The organism is Enterococcus sp. AMC1623 (assembly GCF_058216495.1).
Map to the genome: position 1 here is coordinate 2,378,030 of NZ_CM177096.1, position 13,824 is coordinate 2,391,853.

At 37.3% G+C, this 13,824-nt stretch carries 12 protein-coding genes; 2 read left to right on the forward strand and 10 right to left on the reverse strand.

Annotation, left to right across the window (positions count from 1 at the left end):
* Positions 1-257 precede the first annotated feature (257 nt).
* The gene (locus tag AC4BC7_RS11415) at positions 258-926 is read left to right on the forward strand and encodes an MIP/aquaporin family protein (protein ID WP_490504429.1); all 669 of its coding nucleotides are present in this window, start codon (positions 258-260) and stop codon (positions 924-926) included.
* 47 nt (positions 927-973) lie between these two features.
* On the opposite strand, the gene nspC is transcribed toward AC4BC7_RS11415, so the two are convergent.
* Genes nspC through AC4BC7_RS11440 form a run of 5 tightly spaced genes read right to left on the reverse strand, consistent with a single transcriptional unit; the run spans position 974 to position 6,479 of the window.
* Positions 974-2,122 (reverse strand): carboxynorspermidine decarboxylase, encoded by a 1,149-nt coding sequence (nspC, locus tag AC4BC7_RS11420; RefSeq protein ID WP_490502905.1) that lies wholly within the window; start codon positions 2,120-2,122, stop codon positions 974-976.
* Positions 2,122-3,324 carry a saccharopine dehydrogenase family protein gene (locus AC4BC7_RS11425; protein ID WP_490502906.1) on the reverse strand — a complete coding sequence of 401 codons (1,203 nt, stop codon included), beginning with the start codon at positions 3,322-3,324 and terminating at the stop codon, positions 2,122-2,124. The genes nspC and AC4BC7_RS11425 overlap by 1 nt, the downstream gene beginning before the upstream one ends.
* A gap of 12 nt (positions 3,325-3,336) precedes the next feature.
* On the reverse strand, positions 3,337-4,182 hold the full coding sequence (gene speB, locus AC4BC7_RS11430; protein WP_207941516.1) for an agmatinase: 846 nt from the start codon (positions 4,180-4,182) through the stop codon (positions 3,337-3,339).
* Positions 4,182-5,021, reverse strand: coding sequence for a polyamine aminopropyltransferase (speE, locus tag AC4BC7_RS11435; protein WP_490502907.1), 840 nt, complete (start codon positions 5,019-5,021; stop codon positions 4,182-4,184). The genes speB and speE overlap by 1 nt, the downstream gene beginning before the upstream one ends.
* Complete coding sequence (locus AC4BC7_RS11440; protein WP_207941518.1) at positions 5,022-6,479, reverse strand: aminotransferase class I/II-fold pyridoxal phosphate-dependent enzyme; 1,458 nt, start codon at positions 6,477-6,479, stop codon at positions 5,022-5,024.
* 600 nt (positions 6,480-7,079) lie between these two features.
* Between AC4BC7_RS11440 and AC4BC7_RS11445 the strand changes: the two genes are divergently transcribed.
* On the forward strand, positions 7,080-8,225 hold the full coding sequence (locus AC4BC7_RS11445) for a cobalamin-independent methionine synthase II family protein (protein WP_490502908.1): 1,146 nt from the start codon (positions 7,080-7,082) through the stop codon (positions 8,223-8,225).
* A 49-nt stretch (positions 8,226-8,274) separates the two neighbouring features.
* On the opposite strand, the gene AC4BC7_RS11450 is transcribed toward AC4BC7_RS11445, so the two are convergent.
* The 5 genes from AC4BC7_RS11450 to AC4BC7_RS11470 are packed head-to-tail and all read right to left on the reverse strand — an operon-like array spanning position 8,275 to position 13,770.
* The gene (locus tag AC4BC7_RS11450) at positions 8,275-9,072 is read right to left on the reverse strand and encodes a CYTH domain-containing protein (RefSeq protein WP_490502909.1); all 798 of its coding nucleotides are present in this window, start codon (positions 9,070-9,072) and stop codon (positions 8,275-8,277) included.
* Between the two features lie 21 nt (positions 9,073-9,093).
* On the reverse strand, positions 9,094-10,107 hold the full coding sequence (locus AC4BC7_RS11455) for an MBL fold metallo-hydrolase (RefSeq protein WP_339076390.1): 1,014 nt from the start codon (positions 10,105-10,107) through the stop codon (positions 9,094-9,096).
* 12 nt (positions 10,108-10,119) lie between these two features.
* Positions 10,120-11,754, reverse strand: a complete 1,635-nt coding sequence (locus AC4BC7_RS11460) for an ABC transporter permease (RefSeq protein ID WP_490502910.1) — start codon at positions 11,752-11,754, stop codon at positions 10,120-10,122.
* A gap of 14 nt (positions 11,755-11,768) precedes the next feature.
* A complete protein-coding gene (locus tag AC4BC7_RS11465) occupies positions 11,769-12,812 on the reverse strand; it encodes an ABC transporter substrate-binding protein (RefSeq protein WP_490502911.1) in 1,044 nt (347 codons plus the stop codon).
* Positions 12,813-12,816: 4 nt separating this feature from the next.
* Positions 12,817-13,770, reverse strand: coding sequence for an ABC transporter ATP-binding protein (locus AC4BC7_RS11470; protein WP_490502912.1), 954 nt, complete (start codon positions 13,768-13,770; stop codon positions 12,817-12,819).
* Between the last annotated feature and the right edge of the window lie 54 nt (positions 13,771-13,824).

The following is a 13,824-nucleotide window of genomic DNA, read 5'->3' on the forward strand; positions in this document are numbered from 1 at the left end:
GTTTTTCTTCACTCTTATTTTAAATAACAAACAAAATAATAAAAATAAATTTATACATAGCTCTTTCCTTTTTGTTAAACTTTATACATCTATATGAAAAAAACATCCGTTTAATCTTCTTATAACCATTGATTTATCAATGATTAATTTACAAACGTATTCATTAACAATCTGGTGTTTTCATTAGGTTGAGACAAGCTTATTTTTTTGATATATGCTACACTTCAATAAAATAGAATAACAAAGGAGCGATTTTTATAAGAAAATATTGCGCAGAATTTATTGGCACGTTTGTTCTGGTATTTTTAGGAACAGGTACAGTGGCAATTGCTAACACAGGGGAGACAGCTATTGGCTATCTTGGTATCGGTTTAGCATTTGGTCTAGCTGTTACGATTATGGCGTGTGCTGTAGGTGGGGTGTCTGGAGGGAATTTTAATCCAGCGGTTTCTTTAGCCATGATGTTGAATAAACGATTAGAAGTAAAAGATGGTATTTTTTATATTATTGCTCAATTTTTAGGTGCAATTGCAGCATCTGGTGTTTTATCAATTTTCATTCATGCATTGAGTTTACCAAAAGACGGCTTTGGACAAACTGATTTTCCAAATATTACGGCTGGACAAGCGTTTTTATTTGAAGCAATTATTACATTCTTATTCGTATTTGTCATTTTAATGGTCACAAGTAAAAAATATGGCAATGCTGGTCTAGCACCAATTGCGATTGGTTTAGCGTTAGCTTTCCTAATCATTGTAGCTTTAAACTTAACTGGTGGTTCACTAAACCCTGCCCGTAGCTTTGGTCCTGCCATCTTTGCGGGTGGTTCAGCATTAGCACACTACTGGGTATACTTATTAGCACCACTTGTTGGTTCAGCAATTGCTTCTTTTGCAGCAAAATTCATGGGTAGCGAAGAAGATTAATCACAAAAAAGCGAAGGACTGAATAATTCCCTCGCTTTTTTTGTGTCTTAAGAAAGACGGTCTTTAAATGTTTCGTAACCAAATTCTTTGACTGTAGTTATACGCTGATTACTATCTACTGCCAATATACTTGCTAAAGGCATTCCATTAAACGTATTCGTTTTAACCATCGAATAAATCGCCATATCGCAAAAAATTACTTTTGAACCAATTGTTAATGGCGTATCAAAAGAATAATCACCAATGATATCACCAGCTAAGCAAGTTGGTCCGCCAAAACGATACGTATACTGTTTTTCTTGCGCTTCGCCACTACCGGTTACAAACGGTCGATACGGCATTTCTAATACATCAGGCATATGACAAGTTGCTGAGGTATCTAAAATCGCATTCGTAATCCCGTGATTTTGAGTAATATCCAACACTTGAGCGACTAAATAGCCAGCATTTAACGCTACTGCTTCGCCTGGTTCTAGATAAACCGTTACTTGGTAGGTGTCTTGGATATGGTGAATAACTTCAATTAAAGTCTCAATATCGTAGTCTTTACGAGTGATGTGATGTCCTCCGCCAAAATTAAGCCATTTCATTTGTGGTAAATAATGACCAAACTTTTCTTCTACTGCTTGTAGTGTGGTGACTAAATCGTCCGAGTTTTGCTCACACAAGGTATGAAAATGCAACCCATCAATCCCAATCAAATCGTCAGCAGTTAACTCGCTTGCTAGAATCCCTAAACGAGAACCAGGCGCACACGGATCATAAATTGCATGACCATCTTGGGTAGAACATTCTGGATTAATTCGTAATCCTAATGATTTCCCACTTGCTAAGGCCTCTTTTTTAAAATGCTGCCATTGACTTAACGAATTAAAGACAACATGATCACACAAGGGTAATACCTCGGTAAACTCCTTTGGTCGATACGCTGGTGAGAAAACATGCGTCTCCCCACCAAACTCTTCAAAACCTAAGCGAGCTTCATAAATCCCACTTGCTGTTGTACCATCAAGATAATCAGCTAACAATGGATAGAAGTAATACATTGAAAAAGCTTTTTGTGCGAGTAAAATTTTACAACCTGTTGCCTCTTTTACCTGCTTGAGACGTTCTAAATTGTTACGCAACAACTGTTCTTCTACAACAAATGCTGGTGTCTGAACAGTTGCGACATTCCAATGAATGACTGGTTCCATTATTCGCTCACCAATGTTGGATTAAAATCTTCTACCCATGGTAAACCCCAAGTATTCAAAGCGTCCATAAATGGATCTGGATTCAATTCTTCAACATTATGCACACCAGGTTTATTCCACTCCCCATTGACAACAAGCATGGCACCAATCATTGCTGGCACACCTGTTGTATAAGAAACGGCTTGCGAGCCCACTTCTGCATAACATGCTTCATGATCGCAAACATTATATACGTAATAATTGACATCTTTTCCATCTTTTTTACCGCGGTAAACACATCCGATGTTCGTTTTTCCTTTCGTGCGTGGACCTAAAGATGCAGGATCGGGTAAAACAGCTTTTAAAAATTGCAATGGAATAATTTCCTTGCCTTCATACATAATTGGCTCAATGGATGTCATCCCAACATTTTCTAAACATTTTAAATGAGTTAGATAACTTTCCCCAAATGTCATAAAGAAACGAATCCGTTTAATGCCTTTAATGTTTAATGCCAAAGATTCTAATTCTTCATGATGCAATAAATACATGTCTTTAGGACCGACTTCTGGAAAATCATAAACCTTTTTGATTTCCATTGGTGTCGTTTCGATCCAGTCTCCATTTTCCCAATAGCTACCATTAGCTGAAACTTCGCGGATATTGATTTCGGGGTTGAAATTTGTAGCAAACGGATAACCGTGATCTCCGGCATTACAGTCTAAAATATCAATATAGTTGATTTCATCGAAGTAATGTTTTTGGGCATACGCAGAAAAGACACCTGTTACACCTGGATCAAATCCTGAACCTAAAATAGCTGTAATTCCAGCTTTTTCAAACTTTTCACGGTATTCCCATTGCCATTTATATTCAAACTTCGCTGTATCTTCTGGTTCATAGTTGGCAGTATCTAAATAATGAGTTTTCGTTTCTAAACAAGCATCCATAATCGTTAAATCTTGGTAAGGTAACGCCAAGTTAATCACGATATCCGGCTGAAACTCATTGATTAACGCAACCAATTCGGCCACATTGTTAGCATCGACTTGTGCTGTTGAAATTTTACAACCTTGACCATCTAATTTCGCTTTTAAATCATCACATTTTTGTTTGGTTCTTGATGCAATACAAATTTCTTCAAATACTTCACTATTTTGAACACATTTATGAACGGTTACCCCTGCGACGCCGCCTGCGCCAATAATTAATGCTTTTGCCATTTCTTCACTCTCCTAATGAATTGCAAGTAATAACTCGCGGATAATTTTGCATGCTAACGCTGTCGATGCGCCGCTTAAGTCATATTGTGGGGATAGTTCATTGACATCTAATCCCACAATGTTTAATTCTGAAATAGTTAACAATCCTGCTAATAACGTTTCAAAGCTAACTCCACCAGCTTCAGGCGTGCCTGTTCCTGGAAAAGCAGATGGGTCTAATACATCTAAATCTAAGGTCAAATAAATGGGTTGACCTTTTAATTGTGCCACCACTTCTTCTAACCCTTCAAAATTGAATTTTTGTAAATGCGTATGTTCACTTGCAAATTGAAACTCGGCACGTTCTCCTGAACGAATGCCAAATTGAAAAATTCGGTTATCACCAACAAGATCCCAAATACGACGCAGAACAGTCGCATGTGATAGCTCTGCTCCTAAATATTCTTGACGCAAATCAGTGTGCGCATCCAATTGAATGACGTGTACATCTGGGTATTTTGCTAATACTGCCTCGAAAGCACCTAAGGTCACTAAATGCTCGCCGCCAATCATAAACGGGCGCTTATCTGCCGCTAAAATTGTGGCCGTATGCTCTTTAATTCCCGCTAAGGCTAAATCGACACGTCCAAATGATAATTCCAAATCACCGGAATCAAATACAGCAATGTCTTCTAAATCTTTGTCTTGGTACGGACTATAGGTTTCTAAGCCAAAGGAATCCCCACGAATGGCTCTACTTGCAAAACGTGTTCCGGGACGAAAAGAAGTCGTCGAATCAAACGGCGCACCAAATAATACTGTTTGGGCTTCTTCAAAAGATGCCTCACATCCAATAAATGTTTCAATATTTGCTTTCATTACAACAACTCCTTAATATAATTTGGAAGACAAAATGCCCCTCGATGAACATCCGTATTGTAATATCGTGTACGAATCCCTTGATTTTCCCATACGTCAATTTGAACATCTTTTTCTGGGTCGGCAGTCTTCGCAGAATAGCCAAACAATAAATATCCTGCTGCATAACTTGGCACGCTACTTAAATACAGCTTATTAATTGGAAAGACCGACGTTAAGCGTTGACGAATATGGCGAAAAGCTTCTTCATCTTCTTCATAAAACCCATTAGCGTGCTGGCTAATCAACGTTCCCTCTTCACGTAGCGCTTTATAACAATTGCCATAAAACTCACGGGTAAACAAGCTTTCATTAACCCCAAAAGGATTCGCCGTATCAACAATCACTAAATCATACGCATCTTCTTTGCCCCGGACAAACTTCAATCCATCTTGAAAATACAACGTAATTCGTTCGTCCGAAAAAGTCTCTTGATTTTTTGGAAAATACTCTTGGCAAATTTGAATGGCTTGTTCATCAAGTTCGACAACATCAATTGTTTCAATCGACTCATATTTTTCCAGTTCTCGTAAAACACCACCATCGCAACCGCCAATGACTAAAACGTCTTTAATGGTCGGTTGGACTGCCAGCGGGACATGTACCATCATTTCACTATAAAAAAATTCATCTTTTTCAGTATTAATTAATTGCCCATCCAAGGTTAGAATGCGTCCAAATTCTTTTGAATCGAATAGGGCAATATTTTGATAGTCACTTTGACAACTGACAATTTCACGATCCACATTAATCGATAATTTTACGCCGTCTTGATGATATTCTGAAAACCATAAATCCATTTAGTTCCCCTCCTTGACGACTTTAATTGTTTGTAAGGTTGCATCTTCTGTTCCCATCAAGAAGCAGCCTTTTTCTTGGGCATATAAAATATGTTCTACTACCGCTTCGGTAATCAATTCACCTGGTGCCACAATTGGAATTCCCGGTGGATAACACATCACCATTTCTGCTGAAATACGTCCTGCACTTTGCGCAATTGCTAAACTCTCATGCTGAGCAAAGAAAGCCGCTTTAGGTGAAATCAAGACTTCCGTTTTCGCAATATCAAATACCAATAAGCCTTTTTTATCACGTTTGAAACGTCGACGGATTTCCGACAACGCCCCCACTAAACGCTCAATATCATGCGGTCGGTCTCCTACTGAAACATATGCTAAGATATTGGCAGTATCGCCAAATTCAATCTGAATATTGTATTCATCACGTAATAAATCATACACTTCACTGCCTGTTAGACCTAAATCTGTCGTTTTCACACACAATTTTGTCACGTCAAAATCGTAAATGGACGTCCGATTCACCACTTCAGTTGAATACGCATAATAGTCACCAATTTCATTGATTTCATCCCGGGCATATTGGGATAATTGAATGACTTGTTCAAAAATTTTCTTGCCGTTTTTCACTAAGTTATGACGAGCCAAATCTAAACTCGACATCAATAAATAACTCGCACTTGTCGTTTGCGTTAAATTAATAATTTGTCGCACATATTCTGGATCAATATCATTATTGCAAAGTAAAAAGGAACTTTGAGTTAATGAGCCCCCAGATTTGTGCATGCTGACAGCCGACATATCAGCTTGGGCATCCATCGCATTCATCGGCAAACCTTCACCAAAATACAAATGCGCACCATGCGCTTCATCGACCAATACTTTTATGCCATGTGCATGGGCCAGTTCGGTAATTCGTCGTAAATCAGAACAAACCCCATAATAAGTAGGATTGTTCACTAAAATAGCTTTGGCATCGGGATGTGCATGGATGGCTTTTTCCACCTCAGCTAAAGGCATTCCCGTTGAAATTTCCAATTCGAGATGTAGCGGCGTATCAATATATACGGGAATTCCTCCGCACATCACCAACGCATTAATCACACTTTTATGCACATTTCTTGGGAGCAGGATTTTTTCTCCTTCTTTCAACGTGGCATAAATCATGTTTTGGACAGCTCCTGTGGTTCCATTAACCATGAAAAAAGCATGCTTGGCACCAAAAGCTTCTGCTGCAATTTCTTCGGCTTCTTTAATAACTGATACAGGATGGCTCAGATTATCTAATAATTTCATCGAATTCGCATCAAGTGAAATTGCTTTTTCTCCTAAAAAATTAGTTAATTCAAGACTACCTTTGCCTCTTTTGTGTCCAGGAACGTCAAACGGGACTAAGCGTTGCCGTTTTAATTCCTGTAATGCCTCAACAATTGGCATTTTTTCTTGTCTTTGTGTATACATTCTTCCCACCTCTTTTTTGGAAGCTTGGGAACAAAAAAATGCACCCAAGCAATAGTCATCTATTACTTGAGTGCATTCGATTTCTCCATCATTGTCTTCTTATCTTCAACTTATTTACTGAAAATAAAATCGCGTTTACCGGTAGAACGTTAGAGTCTATTTAGTAGGTTTACTTTTACCACTCTTACTAATCGTTTTCACAAGCATAATGTTAGATTAACTATCCAAGTCATTACCTTATAAAAAATTTGAGTCGACAGCATTCACTATCTCTTCAATGGGCGCGATAGCCCCTTTACTACATCAAATCTGTTGTTGCCAACAGCAATAAGTTTGGCAAAGATAAACTCGCCTCTCTCGTCTGGCAGATTAACTGCACGGAAATAATAACACGAAAAAAAATTTTGTACAATGTTTTTTATCATTTTTTGATACTTTATTTTAATCTAACTTTCTTTAAAGTATCATAAAATAAATAACTTCCTCTATTATCAGGGTTATAAATAAAATCTATAACCATCTAAAAATAAAACGTATTACCTATCTTAAGTGCTTCTTGCTACAATGGATACATCACTTATTTTATCGGAGGAATTACATATGACAGATAAATTTCAATTAGTTGGTTCACTCTTACGACCAAGCGATTTATTAGATTACAAAACAAAAATCGAACACCGTGATGATATTCAATACCCATTTTATGACGCATTTCCTGGGTACAAGGAAGTCGAAGCAGCAGCTATTCAGCAAATTATTGAGGACCAAAAAGCGCATGAACTAACTGTCGTGACTGACGGCGAACACGGGCGATCAATGTGGCATCTGGATTTTTTATGGGGCTTAGAAGGTATTGAACGTTACATCGCAGAACATGGTTACCCATTTGAAGACTTAGATGGTGGACATTTTGAAACACGAAAAGATATTGGTTTACGTATAACTGCTCCTTTATCTGGTAAAAATCATCATTATTTACAGCTTTATAAAGACACGAAAGCACAAGCAGACGATCATGATGTAAAAATCACTGTTTGGGGTATTGCACATGCGTTCACGGAGTTAACCGTCTTTAATGATTTGGTTGGTGAAGGACAAGTCTATGCAAACACAGAAGAATTACGTGATGGTTTAATTCATGCGTATAAAGAGTTCTTAACCGAATACAAAGCTGCCGGTGGCGAAATCGTGCAGTTTGATGATTGCTTATGGGAAATTTTTGCAGAAGATAATGAAAAAAGTTTCGCCACCCAAGGACCCGAACAATTAAATGCTTGGGCAGATGAATTTGTTGCTCTTAACAATGCTGTAGCAGACTTTGGCCATGAATTAGGGTTGAAAGTTTGGACACATAATTGCCGAGGTAATTACCAAAGTCGTCACGCTTCTAGTGGAACTTACAAAGCAATTGCCGAAAAATTCTTACGTGACCAACATTATGATCGTTTCTTTTTAGAATGGGACGATGATCGTGCCGGAGACATTTCGGCATTAGAAGTGTTAAAAGACCGACCAAATGTGGAAGTCGTTTTAGGCTTATTATCAAGCAAGACTTCCACTTTAGATGATGAAGATCGTGTGATTACCTTGCTAAACAAAGCCAGTGAAATCTTACCAAAAGAGCGCTTATTCTTATCTCACCAATGCGGATTTGCGTCTTGTGATTGTGGGAATGAACTATCTATCGACCAACAATGGGCAAAAATTGACCAAGGTCAAAAAATTGCAGCTAATTACTGGAAATAACCCATAAAACCGCGAACAGTTTAACAACCGTTCGCGGTTTTTTTCTTATTTATTCATCAAATAAAACAAAATTAGTTTTTCCTCGTTGGTCTTCGCTTAAATAATTATCCGCTTCTAAGCTTTCTTCCCAAACAGTTTTGATTTGGGTGGCTTGTTCAGCACTTGTTTTTGTTGAAAGTTCTACCATGGTTTTACCGTGGTATTCCCAATACTCAATCTCTGCCGCAATTCCTTGATAGATTCCGGTATAGGTTTGAACACTTGCTGGATCAGTCATTTTGCTGGTATTAAGAGTTGTTTTAAACCACTCATTAGGTTCCCAATCATTTATTTTCTTGGGTACATTCTCTTGCACAGCTTTCAACGCCGCCTGTTCATCCACAAAATTATAAGAAATATTTTTGGTTGTTTTTATTTTTTCTTTGCGACTAACTGATAGCGGGTCTTGTCCATTTTTACTATCAATTTCAAATTTATAATTACTTTCTGAACCTGTAAATCCGTGGCGTGTTAACTCAGCAATGGCTTCCTCTAACGTCAAATCTTGAAACCTCTTTTTATACGTGATATCATACGTATTTTTATTTTCATAGACACGCAAGCGTTGAATAGAATCCTTCGCAAAAAAAGTCCGTTCAGGTGTGTCAAAAAAATAGACTTTCAAACGTTCGTCTTCTTTTGCTGCGAAGGTTGCTTTAATTTGTGTTTTTGAAAAGATCGTTGAATCCAAGTTATATTTAAGTTCTACTTCTGGTTCGATTGTAGCACCATACACAATAGGAGCCGTTTCAATTAAAGGCATACTCAAGATAAAGACGGTACTCAGCATAACTTTTAGCTTTTTCATAAAAACATCCTTTCTCTTTGCTTATTGATTTAACTTGATAATTTCTGACAAGGTCGTTTGCGGTGTACATGCTTGGCTGTGAAAATAAATCGTTTGTCTGGCGCCAAGGTAGTTACTGAAATAATAAATCTCATTTGTATCTAAATGGTTTTTAAAAGGAAGATGATTTAAGTGCTCATTCATTTTCCTTAACGCAAATTGTTCGTTAGATACGAAATAAACACCCCCTTTCTCGTCATTCGTTGCTATACGTTTAAGTCGAGGACTTGCTAACAAATCTTGGAGTTCATTTCTAGCTTTTAACAAAAGATTCGCTCGATGTTTCCAATGAAATTGCAACCACTGGTAAATCACCTGATCTACCAAAAGTGGGATTGTCGTTGTTTGATAGAAATAAATTAAGATTTCTAAGCATTTTGATGTAAATTTGCTTTCGATTTTAAATCGATCAAACGCTCCTTGTTCGATGATTTGTCGCATGGTTTCTTTGCTATTCAAATTACTAATTTGTTGACCAGCATTGCCACTGTCAATAAATGCAACATCATAGGTTAGACGTGGAGGAAAATCAATCGGATATAATGGCGAAGTTAATGAAACATCTCCCGAAAAGAAAATATGTTTGTGATGAAAAACTACGCTATACCATACACTACCAATCACGTGACCTGAATTTCCCCATAAAAATTGCAACGCTTCTGTCACCGTTTGCCATGAAGCGGCTTGCGACAACTCAAACGGACAAAAATTTAAAGGTAATTCCGAAGATAACCAATCAGCTGTTATTTCGGATAAGATGACTGGCCCTTGATAATCATAGGCAACTAATAAAGACAGCGCCCCCACATGATCTTGGTGCAAATGAGAAATAAAGACTGCTTGTAATTTCTCTACGTGGCGTTTTTCTAAATGTGGTAAGCGTTGACTGTCATCATTCATGATGCCGCAATCGAAGAGAATGGCTTGCTGATTAATTTCAATGTAAAAACAATTTCTCCCATATTCTCCACAGCCCCCTAATATCTCGATATTAATGGTCCATTCCTCCTATTTTTTACTTTTTTCAATCGCAATAACAAAAATGCACGTAATAATAATTGTTACGACCGCCATCGCCATCCCAGTGTTGACGTTGCCTTGTTCAAACTGACGATAAATAAAGGTCGCACTTGTTTCGACAGATGGTGGTAAGATTAATAATGATCCTACTAACTCACGCATCGAAATAATAAAAGTCATCATCATTCCTGTTAGCACACCGCGTTTGAGTAATGGAAAATAAATGTGCGTGAAAGCTCCTAATTTCGTACGACTGAATACATCTGTAGCTTCAAAAATAGATTCATTTAATTGCAACATATTGTTTTTGACATACTGAATAGCATATGGCAAAAATAGCGTACAGTAAGTGATGACTGCCATCGCTTTTGTATTATAAAAACTAACTGGAAACCATGAGGTATTCCAAAATAGCATTAGACCTACCACGAGCACAATTCCTGGAACAATGTTTGGAATCAATCCAAAAAAATCCACCACTTTTTGAGAATAACGTGTTCCCTTATAGATATAAATACCTGCAAAAAAACCGAGCGTTGCTGTAATCACCCCTGTGCAAGCAGCAAATAGAAAACTATTTAAAAAAGCAGAGAATCCACCATTTTGATTAGTAAACAGTTGACGATACGCCGCTAGACTCAAATTACTAAACACTAGTCCATCACCACGAACGGTCATTAAGGAGGTCATTAAAATAGAGAAATATGGAATACCAATAGCTAATAAAAACAGCAAAATTACAAAAACAATTGCTACTGCATGGACCCATTTATTCGTAGTTACCGTGAGTTCTTTCGTTGCGCCTGACACAGTGCCATAAACAAAACGTTGAATCACTTTTACTTGGATAAGCCATAACACAAAACATAAAACAAACAACACCAGTGAAAGAAAGGTGGCTTTTGGAATATTAACGGGCCAAGAAGCAAGATTGGTGTGAATTTCTGTCGTGAATACGTTGTAACCAATACGTGTCCCAAAAGTTACGGGCGTACCAAACTCCGCCAATGTTTTAACAAAAATAAATAATGCACCAAGTAAAAAACTAGGAATTAATAACGGTAATGAAATTCTAACCCAGTTAAACAAACTATTTTTTCCATAAATTTTTGCCGCTTCCTGAAAAGACCCTTCCAACGTCAACATACTGTTTTTTAGCATCAAATAGAACGTTGGAAAAAGATGCAAGCTCATAATCATTACCATACCAAATAGTGAAAAAAATGGTGCAGAAAGTCCCGATAATTTAGGAAATAACTGCATTAAAAAACCATTTTTTTGCATAAATAAAATCCAACCCATTGCGCCAATATAAGGCGGTGTCATAAAAGGCAAGGTAAATAAAATATCCAGCCACCCATAATTTCTCAGTTTCGTTTTAGTCGTAATTAACGCTAGTGGAAAAGAAATGACTAGCGTTCCCAAAACAACCCAGCCACCTAATTTTAAGGATTGACTAAGTAAACGATACGTTTGTTTTTCACTAATAATCTGTATCATGCCTGTTAGTGAAAACTGGCCTTCTGGAAAAAAAGCATAATGAAACAATGCCATAATCGGCAACAAAGTGAAGAAGCCTAGCGCAAAAGACACGCCTAGAAAATATTTTTTATTCGCAATCATACAACAACCTACTTTTATTGTTGAGAAATACTACCAAACTCTTGTAGCACTTCCACTTGTTTATCTTCAGAATCTTTCCATTCCACTTTAATTTGTTGAATCTCTTCTAATGAAGCTCGATCTTTTACCGCAATCTCACTATTGCCAGGTAATAGATACGCGTCTGCAACTAAGTTTTGCCCTTCATCTGAAAGTAAAAAATCAACAAACGCTTGTGAAGCAAACACTTCTTTAGCTGTTTTAGTAATTCCTACAGCTCGTGGACTTACAACAGTGCCACTTTCAGGATAGACAATATCGATTGGTTCACCATCTGCTTTGGCTTTATAGGCCATATAATCAACCCCAGAAATGGTGGCATTTTTTTCACCAGTAATGACTGCATCAAGCGCGCTTTTATTCGCTCCCATAATTTGCATCCCATTTTCAAACCAAGACGTTAGCGTGTCCCAACCTTGATCTGTAGACGTATAACCATATAAAAAATCTAAAGCTGAACCTGATAAAGATGGATCCGGCATATTGAACGTTTCTTTCCATGTTTCATTTGCTAAATCTGACCAATCTTTTGGTACTTCTGTCACATTTTTGGTATTGTACGTAATTCCTAACGCAGAAGCGCTGTAACCAAAATAGAAGTCATCCGCATCTGTCCAGTCAACGTTCAATTTATCTTTTCCAATTGCCTCTGGATACGCTTGTAGCTCGCCTGCTTGTTTTAAACTATCCATAGAGCTTAATGAAGCTAAAACTAATACATCCGCAAGTGGTTTCCCTTTTTCTGCTTCTAGTTTAGCTAAGATTTTTCCAGTAGTTCCTTGAAATAAGTTGACCTTCACCCCTGTTTTTTCTTCAAAAGCCACTTTCATCTTTTCCGATAGCCCATCTGGACCAGCAGAATAAACCGTAATCTCTTTTCCTGCCAGACTTTCTTGTTCTGTATTAGTTGTTTCATTTGCTTTAGAGGTAGTTTCAGTATTGGATTCTGAAGCTTTCCCAGTACATCCTGCTAAAGCAACTATTCCTAACATTAAAACGCCTAATTTTTTCATTTTCATCTTGTTATCCTCCAATTTTAATTAAATGCTGTTCTTCAAAATAAACCTCGCATAAATCATCTGTAAAATAAGGTTTTTCTGAATAAAATAGCCAAATAAACTCCCCGACTACGCCTTGTACAATATAGTGTTGTCCCGTAAACTGACTTCGAACAACACGAACCGTTCGCTGAAGCGTTGTTTTTGCTGTAGGTGCCACTTGAATAAATTCTGGGCGAATCACCACGTCTGCTTCAAAATGATTCGTTTTCCCAATAAAATGAGCGACATAATGATTGGCAGGTGCTTCATAAATTTGTTTAGGTGTTCCAATTTGGCTGACTTTTCCTTTTTCCATGACAATAATTTCATCTGACATTGACATCGCTTCGTTTTGGTCATGCGTGACAAAAATTGCCTGACTATCTGTTTGATTAATTAATTGCACAATATCTGTCTGCATTTTTTCACGCAAAACGGCATCAAGTGCTGACAATGCTTCATCAAATAAAATAACTTTAGGCTTAGGTGCCAATGCTCGAGCTAACGAAACTCGTTGTTGTTGCCCGCCAGATAGCTCATTTGGCTTTCTTTTCGCAAAGTCCTCTAAATTTACCATGCGTAAGGCAGTCATTACTTGCTGTTCTTTATCTGACTTACTTCCAGATAAACTGTAAGCCACATTATCAAATACTGTCATATGGGGCCACAAAGCAAAATCTTGAAAAACCATTGCCAAATCTCGTTGGTTAGGACGAACATTTATTTTTTCTTCTTTTGAAAAAATTCGTTTTTGATCAAAAAGAATCTCTCCAACATCCGGTTGCACTAATCCCGATACTATTTTTAATAAAGTTGTCTTGCCACAACCCGATTCACCAAGAATAGTGGTAAATTTTTGAGTTAAATTTAAGGTAATATCATCTAAAACAACTTTATTGTCATATTGTTTTCGAATACCTTTTAATTGAATCGTCATTTATTATTCCTCCTCGTAATCATCATACTTGGTGAATTTTGATTTAACGTTAAC